The sequence below is a fragment of the Sediminimonas qiaohouensis DSM 21189 genome (genome assembly GCF_000423645.1).
In the GTDB taxonomy this organism is placed as follows: domain Bacteria; phylum Pseudomonadota; class Alphaproteobacteria; order Rhodobacterales; family Rhodobacteraceae; genus Sediminimonas; species Sediminimonas qiaohouensis.
The window spans coordinates 1-20006 of record NZ_AUIJ01000015.1 but is presented as its reverse complement, the minus strand read 5'-3'; the positions used below and the strand labels follow the sequence as shown (position 1 = coordinate 20006).

Annotated in this window: 21 protein-coding genes, 1 tRNA gene and 1 pseudogene; 13 read left to right on the top strand and 10 right to left on the bottom strand. The window is 64.0% G+C overall.

The features are described from left to right. The first annotated feature begins 38 nt into the window (after nt 1-38). The 3 genes from leuS to holA are packed head-to-tail and all read left to right on the top strand — an operon-like array spanning nt 39 to nt 4106. On the top strand, nt 39-2609 hold the full coding sequence (leuS, locus tag G568_RS0112665) for a leucine--tRNA ligase (protein WP_026758391.1): 2571 nt from the start codon (nt 39-41) through the stop codon (nt 2607-2609). Further along, nucleotides 2596-3084, top strand: coding sequence for an LPS assembly lipoprotein LptE (lptE, locus tag G568_RS0112660; RefSeq protein WP_026758390.1), 489 nt, complete (start codon nt 2596-2598; stop codon nt 3082-3084). Before leuS ends, lptE begins: the two co-directional genes overlap by 14 nt. Beyond that, entirely contained in the window at nt 3081-4106 is a 1026-nt protein-coding gene (gene holA / locus G568_RS0112655; protein ID WP_026758389.1) for a DNA polymerase III subunit delta, read from the top strand. Before lptE ends, holA begins: the two co-directional genes overlap by 4 nt. Before the next feature lie 12 nt (nt 4107-4118). Here the strand turns inward: holA and G568_RS0112650 are convergent, their stop codons facing one another. Beyond that, nucleotides 4119-4583: a hypothetical protein gene (locus G568_RS0112650; protein WP_051202979.1), complete on the bottom strand. Its 465-nt coding sequence runs from the start codon at nt 4581-4583 to the stop codon at nt 4119-4121. 135 nt (nt 4584-4718) lie between these two features. Here G568_RS0112650 and G568_RS0112645 point away from each other — a divergent pair, with 135 nt between their 5' ends. After that, the gene (locus G568_RS0112645) at nt 4719-5141 is read left to right on the top strand and encodes a MerR family transcriptional regulator (protein WP_026758387.1); all 423 of its coding nucleotides are present in this window, start codon (nt 4719-4721) and stop codon (nt 5139-5141) included. A gap of 12 nt (nt 5142-5153) precedes the next feature. Here G568_RS0112645 and G568_RS0112640 read toward each other — a convergent pair whose 3' ends face one another. Both G568_RS0112640 and G568_RS0112635 read right to left on the bottom strand, forming a co-directional pair. Beyond that, nucleotides 5154-5858, bottom strand: a complete 705-nt coding sequence (locus G568_RS0112640; RefSeq protein ID WP_026758386.1) for a winged helix-turn-helix domain-containing protein — start codon at nt 5856-5858, stop codon at nt 5154-5156. Next, nucleotides 5830-6120 (bottom strand): hypothetical protein, encoded by a 291-nt coding sequence (locus tag G568_RS0112635; RefSeq protein ID WP_026758385.1) that lies wholly within the window; start codon nt 6118-6120, stop codon nt 5830-5832. The genes G568_RS0112640 and G568_RS0112635 overlap by 29 nt, the downstream gene beginning before the upstream one ends. Before the next feature lie 181 nt (nt 6121-6301). Here G568_RS0112635 and G568_RS0112630 point away from each other — a divergent pair, with 181 nt between their 5' ends. The 3 genes from G568_RS0112630 (at nt 6302) to G568_RS0112620 (ending at nt 8902) form a co-directional block, all read left to right on the top strand. Beyond that, complete coding sequence (locus G568_RS0112630) at nt 6302-6772, top strand: hypothetical protein (RefSeq protein ID WP_026758384.1); 471 nt, start codon at nt 6302-6304, stop codon at nt 6770-6772. 297 nt (nt 6773-7069) lie between these two features. Beyond that, entirely contained in the window at nt 7070-7702 is a 633-nt protein-coding gene (locus tag G568_RS0112625; protein ID WP_026758383.1) for a ribonuclease HII, read from the top strand. Between the two features lie 93 nt (nt 7703-7795). Next, nucleotides 7796-8902: a site-specific DNA-methyltransferase gene (locus G568_RS0112620; RefSeq protein ID WP_026758382.1), complete on the top strand. Its 1107-nt coding sequence runs from the start codon at nt 7796-7798 to the stop codon at nt 8900-8902. Nucleotides 8903-8998: 96 nt separating this feature from the next. Here the strand turns inward: G568_RS0112620 and G568_RS0112615 are convergent, their stop codons facing one another. Next, nucleotides 8999-10132, bottom strand: a complete 1134-nt coding sequence (locus G568_RS0112615) for an alkane 1-monooxygenase (RefSeq protein ID WP_026758381.1) — start codon at nt 10130-10132, stop codon at nt 8999-9001. Between the two features lie 29 nt (nt 10133-10161). Beyond that, nucleotides 10162-11241 carry an A/G-specific adenine glycosylase gene (gene mutY / locus G568_RS0112610; RefSeq protein ID WP_026758380.1) on the bottom strand — a complete coding sequence of 360 codons (1080 nt, stop codon included), beginning with the start codon at nt 11239-11241 and terminating at the stop codon, nt 10162-10164. Between the two features lie 83 nt (nt 11242-11324). Between mutY and G568_RS0112605 the strand changes: the two genes are divergently transcribed. Genes G568_RS0112605 through G568_RS0112595 form a run of 3 tightly spaced genes read left to right on the top strand, consistent with a single transcriptional unit; the run spans nt 11325 to nt 13637 of the window. Beyond that, a complete protein-coding gene (locus G568_RS0112605) occupies nt 11325-11837 on the top strand; it encodes a DUF721 domain-containing protein (protein WP_026758379.1) in 513 nt (170 codons plus the stop codon). A 13-nt stretch (nt 11838-11850) separates the two neighbouring features. Continuing rightward, on the top strand, nt 11851-12519 hold the full coding sequence (locus tag G568_RS0112600) for a DsbA family protein (RefSeq protein WP_026758378.1): 669 nt from the start codon (nt 11851-11853) through the stop codon (nt 12517-12519). Continuing rightward, on the top strand, nt 12516-13637 hold the full coding sequence (locus G568_RS0112595) for a CaiB/BaiF CoA transferase family protein (protein WP_026758377.1): 1122 nt from the start codon (nt 12516-12518) through the stop codon (nt 13635-13637). Before G568_RS0112600 ends, G568_RS0112595 begins: the two co-directional genes overlap by 4 nt. 36 nt (nt 13638-13673) lie before the next feature. Here G568_RS0112595 and lpxK read toward each other — a convergent pair whose 3' ends face one another. From lpxK to G568_RS0112570, 5 genes are all read right to left on the bottom strand, one after another. Further along, nucleotides 13674-14666 (bottom strand): tetraacyldisaccharide 4'-kinase, encoded by a 993-nt coding sequence (gene lpxK, locus G568_RS0112590; protein WP_026758376.1) that lies wholly within the window; start codon nt 14664-14666, stop codon nt 13674-13676. Continuing rightward, a complete protein-coding gene (locus G568_RS0112585; RefSeq protein ID WP_026758375.1) occupies nt 14666-15889 on the bottom strand; it encodes a 3-deoxy-D-manno-octulosonic acid transferase in 1224 nt (407 codons plus the stop codon). Before G568_RS0112585 ends, lpxK begins: the two co-directional genes overlap by 1 nt. A gap of 6 nt (nt 15890-15895) precedes the next feature. Next, nucleotides 15896-16138, bottom strand: a complete 243-nt coding sequence (locus G568_RS0112580) for a DUF4170 domain-containing protein (RefSeq protein WP_026758374.1) — start codon at nt 16136-16138, stop codon at nt 15896-15898. Nucleotides 16139-16267: 129 nt separating this feature from the next. Next, on the bottom strand, nt 16268-16852 hold the full coding sequence (locus G568_RS0112575) for a glutathione S-transferase family protein (protein WP_026758373.1): 585 nt from the start codon (nt 16850-16852) through the stop codon (nt 16268-16270). Between the two features lie 162 nt (nt 16853-17014). Further along, nucleotides 17015-18034: a LacI family DNA-binding transcriptional regulator gene (locus tag G568_RS0112570; protein ID WP_026758372.1), complete on the bottom strand. Its 1020-nt coding sequence runs from the start codon at nt 18032-18034 to the stop codon at nt 17015-17017. A 92-nt stretch (nt 18035-18126) separates the two neighbouring features. Here G568_RS0112570 and G568_RS0112565 point away from each other — a divergent pair. From G568_RS0112565 to G568_RS20295, 3 genes and pseudogenes are all read left to right on the top strand, one after another. Continuing rightward, nucleotides 18127-18203 (top strand) — tRNA-Arg (locus G568_RS0112565). Nucleotides 18204-18300: 97 nt separating this feature from the next. After that, a complete protein-coding gene (locus tag G568_RS0112560; RefSeq protein WP_026758371.1) occupies nt 18301-19665 on the top strand; it encodes a tyrosine-type recombinase/integrase in 1365 nt (454 codons plus the stop codon). A gap of 213 nt (nt 19666-19878) precedes the next feature. Beyond that, nucleotides 19879-20006, top strand: a pseudogene (locus G568_RS20295) (IS5/IS1182 family transposase); the annotation flags it as partial.

Sequence of the window (20006 nt, the reverse complement as noted above, 5' to 3'; positions counted from 1 at the left end):
CGCGCGCCAGCGCGCTGATGAAAAGAGGTTTGCAGCACATGTCGCGCTATTCAGCCGCCGAGATCGAAGCGAAATGGCAAAAGGCCTGGGACGAGGCCGGGATATTCCGCGCCACCCGCGAGCCGGGCAAGCCCAAGTACTACGTGCTCGAGATGTTTCCCTACCCTTCGGGGCGCATCCACATGGGACATGTGCGCAACTACACCATGGGCGACGTGGTGGCGCGCTACAAACTGGCCACCGGGCACAACGTGCTGCACCCGATGGGCTGGGACGCGTTCGGCATGCCCGCCGAAAACGCCGCGATGGCAAGCGGCGGCCACCCCAAGGACTGGACCTACGGCAATATCGCGGTCATGCGCGACCAGATGAAGCCGCTCGGCCTTTCCATCGACTGGAGCCGCGAGTTCGCCACCTGCGACCCCGAGTATTACGGCCAGCAGCAGGCGATGTTCCTGGATTTCATGGAAAAGGGGCTGGTTTACCGCAAGAACGCCATCGTCAACTGGGATCCGGTGGACATGACCGTTCTGGCCAATGAACAGGTCGAGGATGGCAAGGGCTGGCGTTCGGGAGCCGAGGTCGAGCGGCGCGAGTTGACGCAATGGTTCTTCCGCATCTCCGACTTTTCCGAGGACCTTCTGACCGCGCTGGACGGGCTGGACAACTGGCCCGCCAAGGTCAAGCTGATGCAGGCCAACTGGATCGGGCGCTCGCGCGGGCTGCAATTCGCGTTCGATCTGATCGACGGCCCCGGCGGCTTTGACGGGATCGAGGTGTATACCACCCGCCCCGACACCCTGTTGGGGGCCAGCTTCGTCGGGATCTCCGCCGATCATCCGCTGGCCAAGACGCTTGAGGCGAACAACCCAGACGTGGCCGCCTTCTGCGCCGATTGCCGGCGCGGCGGCACCACCGAAGAGGCCCTGGAAAAGGCCGAAAAGAAGGGCATGGATACCGGCCTGCGGGTGCGTCACCCGCTTGACCCCGAATGGGATCTGCCGGTCTATATCGCCAATTTCATCCTGATGGATTACGGCACCGGCGCCATCTTTGGCGTGCCCGCACATGATCAGCGCGACTTTGATTTCGCCACCCGGTACAAGCTGCCGATCATTCCGGTGTTCACACCCTCCACCGGCGACACCGGCCCCCTGACCGAGGCTTACGTACCCCCGAAAACCGAAACCGTACACTATGTGCGTGCCATTGCGGGCGATGACGCGCAAACCGGCGAGGCGGCCATCAATGCCGCCATCGACCATTGCGAGGGGCGCGGCATCGGCAAGGGTGTGACGCAATACCGCCTGCGCGACTGGGGCCTGTCGCGGCAACGCTACTGGGGCTGCCCGATCCCGGTGGTGCATTGCTCCGATTGCGGCGTTGTGCCCGAACGCAAGGAAAACCTGCCGGTCGAGCTTCCTTATGACGAGGCGGGCCAGCCGATAGATTTCTCCATCCCCGGCAATCCGCTGGACCGGCACCCGACATGGGCCCAATGCCCCTGTCCCGCCTGCGGCAAACCGGCCCGGCGCGAAACCGACACGATGGATACCTTCGTCGATAGCTCGTGGTATTATGCGCGTTTCACCGCACCGCACGCCGAGACGCCCACCGACATGGCCGAGGCCGAATACTGGATGAACGTGGACCAGTATATCGGCGGGATCGAGCACGCGATTCTGCACCTGCTCTATTCGCGCTTCTTCGCGCGCGCCATGATCGAAACCGGCCATTTGCCGCAAAAGGCGCGCGAGCCGTTTGACGCGCTGTTCACCCAAGGCATGGTCACGCACGAGATCTACCAGACACGCGACGAGCGCGGGCGGCCCGTCTATCACCTGCCCGAGGAAGTGGAGGGCGGCAAGCTCAAGGAAACCGGCGAGGCGGTCGAGGTAATCCCCTCCGCCAAGATGTCGAAATCCAAGAAGAATGTCGTCGATCCGGTCAGCATCATCGATCAGTACGGCGCCGATACCGCGCGCTGGTTCGTGCTGTCCGATAGCCCGCCCGAGCGTGACGTGGAATGGACCGCCGCAGGCGCCGACGCCGCGTTCAAACACCTCAGCCGCGTCTATCGCATCGCATCTGAAATCGCAGCGGCTCGCACCGCCGAGGCCGCCGCGCCGGACGCCGACGAAGCGCTTTTGCGCGAGATGCACAAAACCATCCATGACGTGACCGGCGGGGTCGAATCCTTTGGCTTCAACGCGGCCATTGCGCGGCTTTATGCGTTTACCAACACGCTGGCCAAATCGCAGGCGGGCGGCGCGGCGAAAACCCGCGCGGCGCGCACGTTGGCGCAACTGATGGCGCCCATGACCCCGCACTTCGCTGAGGAACTGTGGTCGCTTCTGCAAGGCGAGGGCCTGATCGCCAACGCGCCGTGGCCCGTCGCGGACGAGGCCATGCTGGTGGACGAAACCATCACCCTGCCGGTGCAGATCAACGGCAAGCGGCGCGGCGAAATCAAGGTGCCGCGCGACATGGACAAGGCAGAGGTTGAAAAGATCGCGCTTTCGCTGGATGCTGTCGAAAAGGCGCTGAACGGGGCCGCGCCGAAAAAGCTGATCGTCGTCCCCGGGCGGATCGTGAATGTGGTGGTCTGAACGCAGAACCCTGGTTTTCGGCCTGTGCGCCCTGGCGCTGGCGGGCTGTGGCTTTGCGCCTGTCTATGGCCCGCAGGGTACGGCGGAGCGGCTGCAATCGGCGGTCCGGGTGCAGGCGCCCGATACCCGCACCGAGCAGCTATTGCTTCAACGCGTTGAGCAGCGGATCGGCCGCGGCTCACGCTATGAGCTGTCATATAACCTGACTATTCGGCGCAAGGAAATGGCCGTCGCGCCCACCAACATCTCGACCCGCTACAACCTCGTCGGAACCGTCAGCTACACCTTGCGCGCCGCCGGCACCGACACCGCCCTGATCAAGGGGCGTACCACCGGGTTCACCGGCTATTCCGCCACCGATTCAACCATCGCGACCAGCGCCGCAAAACGCGATGCCCATGCGCGGCTGGCCACGATCCTGGCCGACCGCATGATAGCGCGGCTTTTGGCCGCCGCCAGCGACCTGCCGGAATGAAGCTTAACACACGCGACGCCAACAGGTATTTCGCCAAACCCGACCCGACGCGCGCCGGGTTGCTGATCTTTGGCGCGGATGCGATGCGCGTCGCGCTCAAGCGGCAAGAGGTGATCGCCAACCTGATCGGCCCCGATGGCGAGGGCGAGATGCGCCTCAGCCGCCTGCCCGCCGCGGACCTGCGCCGCGATCCCGCCGCGCTTCTGGATGCAGTCAAGGCCCAAAGCTTTTTCCCCGGCCCTCGCGCCGCCTTTGTCGAGGATGCCACCGACGGCCTTGCCGACGTGATCGGCGCGGCGCTCAAGGACTGGCAGGAAGGCGATGCGCAGATCATAGTCACCGCCGGGCAGCTTCCCGCAAAATCCAAACTGCGCAAACTGTTCGAAGGGCACGCAAACGCCTACGCCGCCGCGCTCTATGACGATCCGCCAACCCGCGAAGAGATCGAGGCAGAGCTGGCCGCCGCCGGCCTGCACAATATAGCCCCCGACGCGATGACCGACCTGACCGCGCTGTCGCGCACGCTCGACCCCGGCGATTTCCGGCAGACCATCGCCAAGCTGGGCCTTTACAAGTTCGAGGACGACAGCGCACTAAGCTCAGACGATATCGCCTCCTGCGCGCCCGCCTCGGCCGAGGCCGATCTCGACGATATCCTCAACATCGTGGCCGAGGGGCGCTCGGCCGAGATCGGGCCGGTGATGCGCCGCCTGCAGGCGCAGGGCACGCAGCCGGTCAGCCTTTGCATCAACGCGGCGCGCCACTTTCGCGCGCTCTATACCGCGGCATCCGATCCCGATGGCGCGGCGCAGGGTATCGCCCGGATGCGCCCGCCCATCTTTGGCCCCAGACGCGATAGGATGCTGCGGCAGGCGCGCGGTTGGGGCGCGCCGCGCCTTGAGCAGGCATTGACGCTGCTGACGGATACCGACCTCAAGCTACGCTCGGCTGCGCAACACGCGCCCGCCATGGCCTTGGTCGAACGCGCGCTTATTCGCCTGTCGATGCTGGCCAAGCGATAAGGCGCGGCGTGCCTACTGCGCCGCCGCACCGGGGACCGCCGTGCCAAAGGCAATCCGGCACCCGCCCCAAAGCAGGATGGCAAACAGCAGGTGAATGCCCCCCGCCGCAACGATCAGCTTGGGCGTGATGGCGAGCCCGAAAAACCCCCATCCAACGATGGGAAAAAAGACCACGAGCACCAACCCCCATAGCGCCGCCGCCAGCGCAATAGCCCGCCCAAAGCTCAGGCTGTCACCAAACATCACGACAAAGAATGCGACAAAGGCCACGTTCCAAACCGTGTGAAACAGCAGACCAACCGGCAAGGGCACATCCCCCAGCAGAAGCCGAGCAAACGCAAGGCCCAGGGGCTCGGGCAAGGGCGAAATCCCGGCACGCAAAAGCCCTTGCATGGTTACGGCGGTCACGGCAGCCGCGACCAGGCCGATGATCAGGGTCTTGGCCCAATCCTTCGCGGACAACTGATGAAACTGCATGGTATCCTCCGATCACATCCGGTCCCGCCCCTTGGGCGGCGCAACACCCGGCAGGGCGCGGACCTTGCACAGATCCCCCCAACCACGGCAAACTCTGGGGGTTCAAGTGGCTTGAATTGCAACAGGAGGATCCACATGCCCGCCAACGATCCATTACTGTCCATCGGTCAGGCCGCCACGACCTGCGGTGTTCCCGCCCCGACCATTCGTTACTACGAGGAAATCGGCCTCATCCCCCCGGCACGGCGCAGCGCGGCCGGGCATCGGCACTACGAACCTGATGACATCGCCCGCCTGACCTTCATTCGCCGGTGCCGCGACTTTGGCTTCGGCATCGCGCAGGTTCGCCTGCTCTGCGGTCTGGCGACCAGCCCGGCAGAGGATTGCACCGCAGTGCGCGACATCGCGGCCGATCACCTGTCATCGGTGCGCCAAAAGCTTGATGAGTTGCGCGGCCTCGAGGCCCAGCTCAGCGCGTTCGTAGATAGCTGCGAGTCGGTCTGCTGCGGCGGGCAGTCGCGCGATTGCACCGTGCTGGCCGACCTTGCGAAAGCGTGACCGCGCCGCCGCCTACACCACGCTGATCACGTCCTTGTCCACGGCCAGCATGTAGCCCCGTCGCGCGATGTTGCGCACCAAAAGCTCGCTCACCAACTGATTGCCAAGCGTATCGCGCAGCCGCTTGATCCGCGTGGCACCCGCCGATTCGTCACAATCGGCCGCCGTGCGGCCCGAAACGATCGCCTCGATCTCGGCGCCGGACAGGATGTCGTCGTCCAACCGCGCCTCGGCCAAAACCGATAGCGTCTCCATCGCCGCATCAGTCATGCGAAATCCCATGTTATTGAGATAGACCATGTTCTCGCCCCGGCTGATCATCAGCGATGAAACCTGGATGCCCGATTGCTCGATCTGCGCCATTCGGCGGTGCAACGTCACCAGCATCACCAGCAAAACGAACGTCGCCACCATCAACGTGGTGGCGAACACCAGCAGTACCAGGATCACCATGCGATAGCCCGATAGCGTATCGGAAAACGCCGTGCCCGATTGCGCCAGTATCTCCAGAAGCTTGATCTCGGCCTGCGCGGTCAGGTCGTCGTTTTCCACGAACAACTGCTCGACCCGCGCGTTGAAGGCATTGGCATCCGGCAGGTTGGTCAGCAACCAAACCGCCAGAACCGCCAGTATCAGGACGATCCCCGCGATTCCCAAAGGCACCACGCGCCCCGACGTGCGCTTGATCTCAGAAGCGGAGGTAGAATTTTCCTGCACTTGCCTTCCTTTCGCTCAGACCCGACTCGTCAAAGACCGACAGCACGCGCAATAGGGTCCAGCCGCCCTGCGATAGCCGGGCAGCCACCTCTCCGCGCGCCGACGCCTTTGAGCAGCCGCCCGACAATTGCATGACACCGTAATGCAACTGCAACGGAGAGTCGCGCTTGGCTTTGTAGTCAGCATAGCATTCCGCCGCCTGCGCCGGAAACGCCTGCGTCAGAAGGAAGACAGATACAATGGGGATCAGGATCTTTTTCATGCCCTCACAATGCGCATGGGAGGCCTGATATACAATATCCAAAGGGGTCATTGCGGTCTGCTATCCGATAACACTGCCCCGTTATTGCTTGTCTTTGCCACCTGCGCCCAAGTTTGAACATGCCGGTCGGCGCTATCCGATCACGCACCGACCACCGAAATGCGCACGAAAGGAACCTGCCATGTCCCGCCCATTCATTGCCGCCGTTGTCGCGGCCTCTCTCGCCCTCTCGGGTCTATCTGCAACCACCGCCCAGGCGGGCAATCGTGACGTCGCCCGCGCCATCGCCGGTATCGCTGCCGTCGCGATCATCGCCGGCGCCCTTAGCGATCGTGACAATCGCCGCAATCGCGGCCATGTCACCCGGCGCTATGACCCCGATCCGGTGGTCATACCGCGCCCCTTGCCGCGCCGCGTGCAGCGCCATTCGCTGCCACGCCATTGCATGATCCGCGCTCAGAGCCGATATGGCGAGCCGCGCCGGGTGTTCGGCTCGCGCTGCCTGAACCGCAACTATCGCTTTACCGATAGCCTGCCGCGCGCCTGCGCCGTACGGATTGGCGGCAACCACCATCGCCACGCCAACTACGGCCGCCACGGCTACTCCGTCGGCTGCTTGCGTCAGCACGGCTATCACCTGGCGCACCGCTGAACTGCCCATCACCGCAAATGGGGCCGGGTCACGACCCGGCCCTTTGTGCCGGATCAGGCTGGCGCGGTATGGGCGGCGTATGGCTTGGTGTTGCCGTTGAGCGATCGGTTCAAGAGCCGCGCATCGGCGGGCTTCGACCTTGATACCGCGCAGGGCGCTATATCAAAGGTCCGCTCAAGACCAGCTTACCCACGTCCCGAACATTCCCAAACGCCCGCGTTGTCCGCACAGCCGTTATCTGACCTACCCGGCCCTTTTTCGTTGCGCCCCCGGCCAATCCGCGCTTTACCCCGCCTTATGGACGGGCCCGACTTCACCCTTGAACGCGCCGCGATACTGGCCGGCGCGCCCCGCATCGCCGGGGTAGACGAGGTTGGGCGCGGCCCGCTAGCCGGGCCCGTCACCGCCGCCGCCGTGGTGCTAGATCCGGACAACATTCCCGGTGGCTTGAACGATTCCAAGAAACTGACGCCCAAGCGGCGCGAGGCGCTCTGCGCGACATTGCTGGACGTGGCCGAGGTCAGTATCGCCCATGCCAGCGTCGAGGAAATCGATACGCTCAATATCCTGCGCGCCAGCCACCTTGCCATGACGCGCGCCATCGCCGGACTACCGTCGCCGCCCGATCACCTGCTGATCGACGGGCACATGATCCCTGACAATACGGTCATTCCCGCGCAGTGCGTGGTGCGCGGTGACGGGCTTTCGCTGTCGATCGCGGCGGCTTCGATCGTGGCGAAAACATGGCGCGACGCACACATGCGGGATTTGGCGCAACAGTTTCCCGGCTACGGATGGGAGCAAAACGCCGGCTACCCGTCAAAAAGCCACAGAGAGGCGCTTCAAAATCTTGGTGTCACCCCACACCATAGGCGTTCTTTCAAACCAGTGCACAATATCTTGTATCAATATAAAAATGTAAGTGACTGATTCAAAAAAGAAATTGACCACGAATCAGGTTTGACTCATCTTTGTCTTCGATCACAGAGCGCATCAAAACCGCGCCGGTTCCAGAGGCAGAGAATGACAGCAATGACAAAGACCAAGGGCGCAGATGCGCTCCCCCTCAATACGATTCTGGATGGCGACTGCATCGAAGTGATGAACAGTCTGCCGGAAAACTCGGTGGACCTGATCTTTGCGGACCCGCCCTATAACCTGCAGCTCAAGGGCGATTTGCATCGTCCCGACAATAGCCGCGTCGATGCCGTCGATGACGCATGGGATCAATTCGCCTCGTTCGAGGCCTATGATCGCTTCACCCAAGGGTGGCTGACCGCCGCGCGCCGCCTGCTCAAGCCCGGCGGGGCGATCTGGGTTATCGGTTCGTACCACAACATTTTTCGCGTCGGCGCCGCGATGCAGAACGCCGGCTACTGGATCTTGAACGACGTCGTCTGGCGCAAATCCAACCCGATGCCGAATTTCCGTGGCAAGCGTTTTACCAACGCCCACGAAACCATGATCTGGGCCAGCAAGTCGGAAGGCGCGAAATACACCTTCAACTACGAGGCGCTGAAATCCCTCAATGAGGGCATCCAGATGCGGAGCGATTGGGTCCTGCCGATCTGTTCGGGGCATGAGCGCCTCAAGGATGACGAGGGCAACAAGGCCCACCCCACGCAGAAGCCCGAAGGCCTGCTGCACCGGGTTCTGGTCGGCTCGACCAATGCCGGCGACGTGGTGCTCGATCCGTTCTTCGGCACCGGCACCACCGGCGCCGTGGCCAAGATGCTGGGCCGGGATTTCATCGGTATTGAACGCGAGGCCGCCTATCGCACCGCCGCCGAGAAGCGCATCGCCGCCGTGCGCCGCTATGACCGCGAGGCGCTACAAGTCAGCGCCTCCAAACGGTCAGAGCCGCGCATTCCCTTCGGCCAACTCATCGAACGCGGATTGCTGCGCCCGGGCGAGGTTCTGACCTCGGTCAACGGCAAGGCCGCCGCCAAGGTCCGCGCCGATGGCACCCTGGTCGCCGATGGCGTCAATGGCTCGATCCATCAGGTCGGCGCCGCGCTGGAAGGCGCGCCAAGCTGTAATGGCTGGACCTACTGGTGCTTCAAGCGCGACGGCAAGACCGTTCCCATCGACCTGCTGCGCCAACAGATCCGGGCCGAGAAAACCGCCTGAACGCGATACAGTTACCGCCGGTGCCCGTTGCCTGACATCGCGGGCACCCGACTGGCCCCGCCTGCCCGGCGGGGCCCTTTTTCATCGGGCCGCGCGTTATTCTGGCAGCGGCGTTTGCGCCTTGTTGTAGGGCCGCCAATCGGTGATCTCGGGGTAATACATATCACGCCAGCGGCGCACGCGCGGGTTCATCACCCGGCGCCACACCGACGGGATCATCGCCGCCATGGTCATGATCGGATAGCCATACGGCAATTGCGGCGCCTCCGCCTCGGTATAGTTCTGCAGCAGGGGAAACCGCCGGTTCGGCTTGTAGTGATGATCCGAATGGCGTTGCAGGTTTATCAGCAACCAATTGCTGGCCTTGTGCGCGGCGTTCCACGAATGATGCGGCTTCACATGCTCGTATTTGCCATCGCCCAGATGCTTGCGGGTCAGGGCATAATGCTCGACATAGTTGGTCAGCTCCAGTTGCCAGATCGCGATAAACGCCTGCCACACAAACAGAAGCACCCCGATCCACCCCCCTAGCAGCGGCGCCAAAAGCAGCATCGCCGCCTGAAGCGCCCAATAGCGCCAGAACGGGTTGGCCCGGTCGGTCCACGGACGCCCCTTGCGCTCCAGCCGCGCCGCCTCGGCCCGAAAGGCCGAGATCAGGGATTCGCGCAACACGCGCCGGAAATACCTGTGGAACCCCTCGTTATACCGCGCAGTGACAGCATCGCGCGGCGTGCCCACATGGACGTGATGGACCAGCAGATGCTCGGATCGGAAATGCGAATACAGGACCATCGCCAGCAGGAAATCGGCCAAGCCTCGCTCCAAACGGTTGGTCTGATGCATCAGCTCATGACTATAGGGAATGCCCACCGTCCCGGTAATCACCCCCACCCCGAAGAACAGCACGATGGTCTCCAGCGCGCCAAGGTGTTCTGCGCGCGGCACGTACCAGATCAGTCCGAACAACGTGATAAACTGCAGTGGCGCCCAGATCAGCGTGATCGCCCGATACCACGTCAGTTGATCCTCGTCCGTCTCGGGATCGGCGTTTTCAAGGTTCAGGCCAAGGATCGCATCGAGCGCGGAAAAGAAGTACCAGGTCACGATCGGCAACAGGATCACGGTCCAGCCGCCCTGCAACGCCCCAAGCCATGCAACCGGAATCAGGGCAAGCGTCATCCAGAACGGCAGCGCATTTTGCCAACGGGCGGTTTGGGACGAAGGGATCATGGTCATGCTCCGTATTGGCCGGGATCAGGCTACCCTGCCGTATCGAACTCACCTCGCGCCAGATCGAAAACCTTGCGCATCACGGTCGGCAAGTCCGAAGGCCGGAACGCCTGCGCCGGAATAAAGACACCCGTGCCCGGGTCCACGTCAAGCGGAAGATCGGCGACATATATGCACAGGCGCAAATGGAAATGCGTGAACGTGTGCCGCGCCTCGCCCGCCACCGTGCGCCAGTCCGCCACCACCGGCGGCGCGTCATGCGGCGCCTGCGCCTCGACCCACTCCGACCCCGGCCAGCCCAGCATCCCGCCAAGCAACCCGCGCTCGGGCCGTCGTTCCAACAGCCACGCGCCATCGCGCCGCCGCGCCACGTAGGCGTGGCCGTGGCGCACCGGTTTGGCCTTCTTGGGGGTCTTCACCGGTAGGTCCGCCGCACTCCCCGCCGCGCGCGCCTTGCACGCGGCCCACCATGGGCAGATGCCGCAGGCGGGGCTTTTCGGCGTGCAGATCGTCGCGCCCAGGTCCATCACCGCCTGCGCATAATCGCCCGGCCGCGCATCTGGCGTCAGCGCCGCCGCCATTTCGGTCAGCGCACGCTTGGCCCCCGGTAGTGCCTCGCGGTGATCATGCAGCCGTGCCATCACCCGCTCCACGTTGCCATCGACAACCACCTCGGGCCGGTCGAACGCGATCGCCGCGATTGCCGCGGCGGTATAGGGTCCGATCCCCGGCAACGCCTGCAAATCCGCGCGCGTGCCCGGAAACCGCCCGCCGTGATCAGCCACCACAGCCCGCGCGCATTTCAACAGGTTGCGCGCCCGCGCGTAGTATCCCAGCCCCGCCCACTCGGCCATCACGTCGCCATCGTCGGCCGCGGCCAGCGCCGCCACGTCCGGCCACCGCGTCATGAACCGCTCGAAATACCCGCGCACCGCGGCCACGGTGGTTTGCTGCAACATCACCTCGGACAGCCATACCGCATACGGATCGGGCCGCGCCCCCGCCGCGCGCGCCGCCGGGGGCACGCGCCACGGCATGTCGCGCGCATTGGCGTCATACCACGCCAGCAGGTCCGCCGCGCGCGGGGCAAAATGGGCTTCGTCACGCAAACTTTATGTCTCCTGGCGGCTGATATTGAATGGCAACCGTTTTCATGCCCACTAGAATAGGGCAAAAGGACAGGATGCAAGCAATGACCACCCCCCGGAAATCCAAGGGGTTCAAACGCACCTCGACGCTGCTACAGGGTCAGATCCGCCGCGCAGGCGAATCGCGCGGCTTTGCTGTGACGCGGCTGTTGACGCATTGGGCGGAGATCGCCGGGTCCGATATTGCCGCCATCGCCCGCCCGGTCGAGGTAAAGTACGGCCGGCAGGGGTTCGGCGCGACGCTGACCATCCTGACCACCGGCGCGCAGGCACCGATGCTGGAAATGCAAAAGGAAAAGCTGCGCGAAAAGGTGAACGCCGTCTACGGCTACAACGCCATATCGCGCGTGCGCATCACCCAGACCGCCCCGACCGGGTTTCACGACGGGCAAGTCAGCTTCGATCATGCCCGCAAACGCACCGAAACCGATACCGCCGCCCCCAACCCCGCCGTGACCAATGATGCGGCGCAGCTATCGGGCGACGTAAACGACACCGCGTTGCGCCAGGCACTTGAAATGCTGGCGCGCAACGTGCTCTCCAAAAACAGGACTTGAGAAAGGGTTTCACATGAACCGCAGAACCGCACTGATCGCGCTCGGCGCCGGCTTTCTGACGCTTGGCGGCTGGTGGACGCTCCAGCAGCAGACCTCAACGCAACTGCCCCCCATTGGTGCGGCCAACGCACAGGATGCCGCCGATGTGGACACCTCCGGCATCGTGGAAATGACGCTAGGCGATGCCGATGCGCCGGTTACGCTGGTGGAATACGCCTCGTTCACCTGCCCGCATTGCGCCACCTTCCACGAAGGCCCGTTCAAGAAGCTCAAGGCCGATTACATCGACACGGGCAAGGTGCATTTCATCTACCGCGACGTGTATTTCGACAGGTTCGGCCTGTGGGCCGCATTGGTCGCGCGCTGCGACCCGGACCGCTTTTTCGGGATAGGCAACCTGCTCTATTCCCAACAACGCGACTGGCTCGGCGATGGCGACCCCTCGGCGATCGTGGAAAACCTGCGCAAGATCGGCCGCGTTGCCGGGCTGGACGATGAACGCCTCGATGCCTGCCTTGCCGACAACGATAAGGCGCGCACACTGGTCGCGTGGTATCAGCAGAACGCCGAGGCGGACGATATCGATTCCACCCCGAGCCTTGTCATCGACGGGCAGAAATACTCGAACATGGCCTATGAAGAGCTGTCCTCGATCCTTGACGAGAAGCTGGCCGACGAATGACACGCGCACCACTTGCCGGCCTCAAGGTCGTTGAACTGGCGCGCATCCTGGCCGGCCCCTGGGCCGGTCAGACGCTCGCCGATCTGGGCGCCGAGGTTATCAAGGTCGAAAGCCCCGCAGGCGACGATACCCGCCAGTGGGGCCCGCCCTTCGTGCAGCGCGGCGATGACCGCAGCGCGGCTTACTTCCACTCCTGCAATCGCGGCAAATCCAGCGTCACCATCGATTTCCGCACGCCCGAAGGGCAGGCGCAGGTGCGCGACCTGATTGCCGACGCCGATATCGTGATCGAGAATTTCAAGCTTGGCGGGCTGGCCAAGTACGGCCTTGATTACGACAGCCTCGCCGCCGTCAATCCGCGGCTGATCTATTGCTCGATCACCGGCTTCGGCCAGGACGGGCCTTATGCCCATCGGGCCGGGTACGATTACATCATTCAGGGCATGTCGGGCTTGATGTCGATCACCGGCGAGCCCGACGGCCAGCCGCAGCGCGCAGGCGTGGCGATCACCGACATTTTCACAGGCGTCTATTCCACCACCGCCATCCTGGCCGCCGTGCACCAGCGCACCCAGACCGGGCGCGGGCAGCATATCGACATGTCCCTTCTGGACGTGGCCGTATCAGTGACCGCCAACCAGGCGCTCAATTACCTGTCCACCGGCACCCCGCCGGGGCGCACAGGCAACTACCATCCCAACCTGACGCCCTACCAGGTGTTCGATTGCAGCGACGGCTACATCATCATCGCCACCGGCAACGATGCGCAGTACCAACGCCTGTGCCGTCTGCTGGGACTGGATTGGATGGCCGAAGACCCAAAGTTCCTGCGCAATGCCGACCGCGTGGAAAACCGCCCCGAGATGATCGCCCTGCTGATGGCGGAGACCGCCAAGATGACCAAGGCCGATCTGCTGTCGGGCTGCGAGGAGCAGGGCATTCCCGCCGGCCCGATCAACGACATGGCCGAGGTCTTTGCCGACCCGCAGGTCATCGCGCGCGGCATGCGCATCGACCTGGACGGCGTGCCGGGCGTGCGTGCACCCTTCCGGTTCTCGGGCGCCGATCTGGCGCTGACGCGTCCCGCCCCCAAACTGGGCGAGGACAACGGCACCTAGACTGCACCACGCCGGGCGGACAACAGCCGCCCGGCATCAAAGCAGCGCATCAAACGCCGCCGCCAGCGGCGCGTCATCGTAGACCTGCAACCGCACCGGCAGCGTGATCACCTGCGCCCGGAACCGCGGCGGCAGGCGCACCGCGTCCTTTTCCGTGGTGACAAGCTGCGCCCCGCGCAGCCGCGCCTCGTGCTCCAACCGCGACAGCAGCGCGGGCGTCAGCGCCTGATGATCATCCAGCGCCTCCGCCCGGATCAGGTGCGCGCCCAGACTGCGCAGCGTGGCAAAAAACTTCTCGGGGTGGCCGATCCCGGCAAAGGCAAGGAACGGCGTGTCGTCCCACGACATGCCGGTTTGCAACGGCGCAAGCGCGCCGGTGACATGCGGCAACGCCCCGATCGCATCACCCCATTGCGCCGCGAACCGTTCCTGCGCTTCGCCGGAACCGATCGACAGCACCATGTCGGCGCGCGCCAGCCCCGCCGCCACCGGCTCGCGCAGCGGCCCGGCAGGCAGGCAGCGGCCGTTGCCGAACCCCTTGGACGCGTCCACCACCACGATCGATAGATCCTTGTGCAGCGCCGGGTTCTGGAACCCGTCATCCATCACGATCACCTGCGCCCCGGCACGCACCGCCTGCGCCGCGCCGGCGGCCCGGTCCCGCGCCACCCACACGCGTCCGAACGCCGCCAGCAGCAGCGGCTCGTCGCCCACTTGGGCCGCAGTGTGGCGCGCCGGGTCTACCTCGACCGGCCCGGTCAACCGACCGCCATGCCCGCGCGAGACGACATGCGCCTCGATATGCCGACTACGCAGCATGTCCAGCAGGGCGATCACCGTCGGCGTCTTGCCGGTGCCCCCGGCGTTCAGGTTGCCAACACAGATCACCGGCACCCCCACGCGCGCGCCATTTGCCTGCGACACCCGCCGCGCCGTCGCCCATGCGTAAAGCGCCCCCAGCGGCGCCAGCAAACGCGCCTGCCATGCCGGGCGCGCGGGCGGGGTGTACCAAAACCCAGGTGCGCGCATCATGCCCCCTCCTGCCGGTCCAGAGCGTCCTGCGCCAGGTCAACCACCCGATTCGTCACCTCGGCCCCATCGGTGGCAACCGTCCACGCCGCATGCGCCATCGCCGCGGCCTGATCCGGCGCGGTCAGATGCGTCAGCGCCGCGGCCAGCGTCTCGGCGTCCTTGATCGAACGCGCGGCGCCTGCCTCGGAAAAACGGGTATAAGCCGGGCGATACCGCGCCACGTTCGGCCCGTGCAATATAGCCGATCCAAGCGCCGCCGGCCCGAACGGATCCCGCCCGCCATGACCTGCGTCCAGAGAACTGCCCATGAACGTGATCGGCGCCAGCCGGTACCATAGCCCCAGATCATGCTCGTCCGTATCGACCAGCAGGATTTGCGTCACCTCCTGTGGCACCTCACCCAGAGACCAGCGCGCCACGCGCCATCCCTTTGCCCGCAGGGATTGCGCCATTTCCACGCCCTGGCTCGGATCATCCGGCACCACGATCAAAAGCCGCCGATGCGCAGATCGCAGCGCGGCGCGATGCGCGTCGATGATGACCTGCAGCTCGCTTGCCTGCACAAGCGCCGCCAGCCAGACGGGCCGCCCGCCGATTGCCGCCTCCAGCGCCTCGCGCTCATCCTCGTTGCACGGCAGGGCACTTGTGCCGCTTTGCAAGGTGCCGCTGACGCTGATCCGCTCTGTCGCCACGCCAAGGCGGACCAACCGGCGCGATGCATTCGCCGATGACGCCATCACGCATTCGAAATGCCGCAAAACCGCGCGCGCCGGGTCGGGCCACGGCCGCCCGCGCACGCCCTCAAACCCCGAGTCCGCCGCATCGACCAGAAACATCGGAATGCCCGCCTCGGCGCTGCATTCGATCAACGCCGGGCGCAGGTGCCCCACCGTCCAGATGCACAGATCGGGCGCCCAATGGGCCAGGAACGCCTCGATCGCCGGGATCGATTCGGGCGGCACCGTCTGCACGATCACCCGGCTTGGCAGGTCGGGCAAGGCGCCCGTATCCTCGCCCACCGTCAGCAGCAGCCGCAAACCGGGGCGCTGCACCGCCAGCCGCTCGGCCAGATCGCACAGCGCCAGCACCCGCCCGCGACTGCCCGCATGGCCCCAGACGAGCTCGCCCTCGGGGCGCTCTGGCAATTGGCGCGTCTCTTCGGTCGCATTGCCGCGCACCAATGTCATGTAGGCCGACAGCCCCAGCAGGCGCAGAACCATCGCGCGTTAGCCCAGTTCCTCGGTCGGCGATGCCTCGGTCTCTTCGTCGCGCAACCGGTGAAGATGCGCGATGAAATACCGCATATGTGCATTGTCGACGGTGCGCTGCGCCTCGGCCTTCCACGCGTTATGCGCGCTATCGTAATCGGGAAAGATACCGACGAGATGAATATCGTCCACGTTCTTGAACTTGTTCGAGGACGGGTCAACCAGTTCACCGCCGAAAACCAGGTGCAGGCGCTGTGTCATGGGTCTTATCCTTTGGGTTGTCTCGCTGCGCGCAGACTAGTGCCCCGGGCCGCAATTGTGAACCGATGGAAATCTATGCCCCTGCGGCGCTTTGGCGTTTCGTTGCACCACCAAAGCGCGCGCCTGCGGCTATTTGCCCGCGGCGCGCTTGAACGCCTCACGCCCGCGCATCGCCTTGGCGTAGCTCAACAGGCACTCATCCTCGACCGGGAATTTCGCGCCATAAGCCCAGTTCAGGCAATGCGCGGTGATAATATCGGCGATGGTCATCCGGTCCCCCATCAGGAACGGACCCTCGATCCGCTCGGCCAGCCGCGCCGCATTGCGCGCGAATTCCCATTTCAGGCTGTCTTTCACCTGCGGCACGCGCTGTTCCTCGGGCAGCACGAAACTGTGTCGCGCGGCTGTCCACAACACGGCATCCAACTCGTCCAGCGCCGTATGCGTCAGCGCATCCTGCTGCGCGCGCTCCACCGTGCCGGCGGGGTAGGTCAGCTTGCCGTGCTTGTCGGCCAGATAGGTCAGGATCGCGGTAGAATCGGTCAGCACCGCATCCCCGTCGCGCAGCGCGGGGATCTTGCCGGATGGGTTCGCCATGCGGGCCGCGTCGGAATGAGGGCCCACATCCGTATGGGTATAGGGCTCTTCCAGTTCCTCCAGCATCCACATCACGCGGAATGCGCGGCTCTTGGTGCTGCCAATCACGTCATACATGGTCGTCCTCCCTGTTCGCATGTCTGACGCCCTTATGACCTGCCGTGCCCAGGAATGGCCAGAACGCCGTTGCGTCGCATTCGGCAAACGGGGCGAGGGGACGCTGCCCCCTCGCGCTCCCCCGGAGTATTTGTGGCAAGATGAAACATGCAAAGCGGGTAGTCAGCGGCGCAGGGTATCGCCATAGCTGATGGTGGGGGTCAAAACAACGGCGCTTTCGGCGGGATCCTCGCCCTTGCTGCGCGCGACGATAATCTCGGCGGCGCGGCGCCCGATCTCGGCACGGCACGCGTCCATCGTGGCCAGCTTGCGCGGCAGACCTTGCAGCAACTCGACGCCGTTGAACCCCGCGAGCCCGATTTGCGCGGGAATATCATAGCCCTGCTCGATCAGGTAGAGCAAACCACCCGCCCCGATCATGTCATTGGAATAATACAGGAAATCCAGATCCGGGTTGCGCTCGAGTATCGCTTGGGTCATCTCGCGCCCCTTGGCCAAGGCGGACCCGCCCGAGTAGAATTCCTGATCGGCTATCTCAATACCGCCCTTGGCCAGCGCCTGCGTGAACCCTTCGAACCGCTTGCGCGCGCGGTGATCCAGCGGCATCTTGGTGCCCAGGAAGCCGATTTTCCTGTACCCCGCCTTCAGGATCGCCTGCCCCATCTCGCGCCCGGCGCGGCGGTGCGAAATGCCCACCATCGCGTCAACAGGGTGGCCATCGACATCCATGATTTCCACCACCGGGATACCCGCCGCCCGCAGCATAGCGCGCGATGCGTCCGAGTGCTCCAGCCCCGCGATGATCACCCCCGAGGGCCGCCACGACAGCATCTCGTAGAGGACCTTTTCTTCCTTCTCCGGCAGGTAGTCGGTGATGCCCACCACCGGTTGCAGATCGGTATCCTCTAGCACCTTGCTGATGCCGGTCATCACCTCGGGAAACACCATGTTGGACATCGACGGGATGATCACCGCCACCAGGTTAACCCGCTGGCTGGCCAGCGCGCCGGCGATCTTGTTGGGCACGTAGCCCAGCGCCTTGGCCGCCGCTAGAACCCGCTCTCGCGTGGCGGGGGAAACATCGCCCTTGCCGCGCAACACGCGGCTGACGGTCATTTCCGATACCCCCGACGCCTCGGATACATCGCGCAGGGTCAACGGGCGGGGCGGGTGTGCTGTCACGGCAATTCGTCCTGAAAATGCGTCAGGGGTGATGCTAGCGTGAACCACCGACCTTGTTCAAGCGGCGCGCAATCGCTAAAGACCCCACACGCGGCCCCGTGGCTCAACTGGATAGAGCAGCCCCCTCCTAAGGGGCAGGTTGCAGGTTCGAATCCTGCCGGGGTCGCCAGATCAAAAAAACATTGCAATTCAAGTTACTTGCAGGATAGTAGGAGCCGGCTTGTGGTGTTAAGGACACCACCGAAGGACACTACAGGGTCGCTGCAATGGACTACATCGAGCAACCGAGGGGAGCGGGAACGGCTTATCGCTTCAGGATGAAGACTCCGAAAAGCCTTCGGGGAACCCCAAACCCATGGTCGGAAGGCAAGCCGCTCGGCACTTGGATCATCAGGCCGATGGAAGGGCAACGGCATCTGCCCAGCGCCAAGAAGTTGCGCGACATCTACCTAGCCGAAGTGCGGAAGTTGGAGATCGAGTATCGCGCCCGGCACAGGTTCAGCTTGGAGAAGGCAGAGCTGTGGGCGGATGCGCTTCGGGCAGACCGAGACGACGGCCTTTTTGTCCGAGACCTCATCTACGACGAAGCCGAGAGAGCACCGGAGGGCGAACGCAAGGCATTCCTGAAGGTGGCCACAGCTACAACCCTGCCACTATCCAAGGCGACGTCGCAGTACCTTGATGCAAGAGCACCGGGCAATCCATACGGGAACAAGCCGCTCCGCAAGACTTCGGCGAACGAGGTCATCACCGCAGTCAACTACCTGTGCGCGTTCATGCACACGACATCCGACGCCCTGTTTCTCGACGACATCACCCCCGAATTGGTGTCGGACTTTCAGCACGAGTTCCTTCCGGCACAGACCTCGAAGAAGACGGGCAGGGCGTTGACGCCGGGTACTGTTGAAAAACTGACGACCATGCTGCGGGGTCTCTGGCGCTGGGCGCTGGCCAGAAAGAAAGTGAAGCTGACATCCAACCCGTTCAACCGACCCGATGATGACGTGCCGAGAGAGAGAAAACAGGCCGAGCCTAAACGAGACCAGTTCAAACCCGAGGAGACCCAAAAGGTGCTCGCGGCAGTTCCTCAGGGTGACCGCATGGGTGACTTGTTCCGGTTGGGACTGGTGACAGGAGCGCGTGTGACCGAGATCGCGAAGGTGAGCGTCGCCGAATCGAAAGAAGACGGCTCTGTTTTCCTCATAGCTGGCGGCAAGTCGGAGAATGCCAAGAGGGTGGTACCAGTGCCCGTGGTTGCCCAGCCCATCGTAAAGCGCCTTCGTTCTGAAGCGTTGAAGGAAGGACAAGAGAGGCTGTTCCACGCCTTCCCTATCAATGCTGCCACCGGCACTGCTAAGTCTGCGTCCAAGGCATTTACCGGGTTGCGACGGAAGGTTCTTGGCGGGGAGACCGATGAGCGGCTAGCGTTCCACTCCCTCCGTCACACGTGGAAAACGATCTCACGCCGGGCGGGACTGTCTATAGACGATGCGCATGACCTTGGCGGATGGGCCGGGGTCAAAAGAACGTCGAACCCATACGATCACGGCTTGAACGACAACGAACTTGCTGAGGCACAGGAGAAGGTAGCAGCTCTGCTGAGCCGCGAGGGACATCTAGAGGGCTTCTGATGTCGGCTCCGGCGGCAGGCATGCCGCAGCATTTCTGCATCTGTCTATCCCTTTGGAAAGCCACACGAAACCGAAAGGGTGGTCCTGCATGTATCCCCGAAGCTCAGGTGCAGGTGACCCCGTGTCGGGGAGACAACGTGCAATCCGAAGGGCTCTGTTGCACAAAGCGCGTGAGGGATTCATGTCGCGAATCCAGTGTGGTAGCTGGGCGACATGAGCAGACCCACACCCCCAACCTACAAGACCAGGAACTGGCCGGCCTATAACGAAGCGCTCAAGCGCCGTGGCTCGCTGACAGTCTGGTTTGACCCGGAGATGATCTGGGAGGCTGCGCCGACCGG

What these genes read in the sequence shown, in the direction of transcription:
- leuS (WP_026758391.1), top strand. Translation starts at nt 39, where the DNA reads ATGTCGCGCTATTCAGCCGCCGAGATCGAAGCGAAATGGCAAAAGGCC.
- lptE (WP_026758390.1), top strand. Translation starts at nt 2,596, where the DNA reads ATGTGGTGGTCTGAACGCAGAACCCTGGTTTTCGGCCTGTGCGCCCTG.
- holA (WP_026758389.1), top strand. Translation starts at nt 3,081, where the DNA reads ATGAAGCTTAACACACGCGACGCCAACAGGTATTTCGCCAAACCCGAC.
- G568_RS0112650 (WP_051202979.1), bottom strand. Translation starts at nt 4,583, where the DNA reads ATGCAGTTTCATCAGTTGTCCGCGAAGGATTGGGCCAAGACCCTGATC.
- G568_RS0112645 (WP_026758387.1), top strand. Translation starts at nt 4,719, where the DNA reads ATGCCCGCCAACGATCCATTACTGTCCATCGGTCAGGCCGCCACGACC.
- G568_RS0112635 (WP_026758385.1), bottom strand. Translation starts at nt 6,120, where the DNA reads ATGAAAAAGATCCTGATCCCCATTGTATCTGTCTTCCTTCTGACGCAG.
- G568_RS0112630 (WP_026758384.1), top strand. Translation starts at nt 6,302, where the DNA reads ATGTCCCGCCCATTCATTGCCGCCGTTGTCGCGGCCTCTCTCGCCCTC.
- G568_RS0112625 (WP_026758383.1), top strand. Translation starts at nt 7,070, where the DNA reads ATGGACGGGCCCGACTTCACCCTTGAACGCGCCGCGATACTGGCCGGC.
- G568_RS0112620 (WP_026758382.1), top strand. Translation starts at nt 7,796, where the DNA reads ATGACAGCAATGACAAAGACCAAGGGCGCAGATGCGCTCCCCCTCAAT.
- G568_RS0112615 (WP_026758381.1), bottom strand. Translation starts at nt 10,132, where the DNA reads ATGATCCCTTCGTCCCAAACCGCCCGTTGGCAAAATGCGCTGCCGTTC.
- G568_RS0112605 (WP_026758379.1), top strand. Translation starts at nt 11,325, where the DNA reads ATGACCACCCCCCGGAAATCCAAGGGGTTCAAACGCACCTCGACGCTG.
- G568_RS0112600 (WP_026758378.1), top strand. Translation starts at nt 11,851, where the DNA reads ATGAACCGCAGAACCGCACTGATCGCGCTCGGCGCCGGCTTTCTGACG.
- G568_RS0112595 (WP_026758377.1), top strand. Translation starts at nt 12,516, where the DNA reads ATGACACGCGCACCACTTGCCGGCCTCAAGGTCGTTGAACTGGCGCGC.
- lpxK (WP_026758376.1), bottom strand. Translation starts at nt 14,666, where the DNA reads ATGCGCGCACCTGGGTTTTGGTACACCCCGCCCGCGCGCCCGGCATGG.
- G568_RS0112585 (WP_026758375.1), bottom strand. Translation starts at nt 15,889, where the DNA reads ATGGTTCTGCGCCTGCTGGGGCTGTCGGCCTACATGACATTGGTGCGC.
- G568_RS0112580 (WP_026758374.1), bottom strand. Translation starts at nt 16,138, where the DNA reads ATGACACAGCGCCTGCACCTGGTTTTCGGCGGTGAACTGGTTGACCCG.
- G568_RS0112575 (WP_026758373.1), bottom strand. Translation starts at nt 16,852, where the DNA reads ATGTATGACGTGATTGGCAGCACCAAGAGCCGCGCATTCCGCGTGATG.
- G568_RS0112560 (WP_026758371.1), top strand. Translation starts at nt 18,301, where the DNA reads ATGGACTACATCGAGCAACCGAGGGGAGCGGGAACGGCTTATCGCTTC.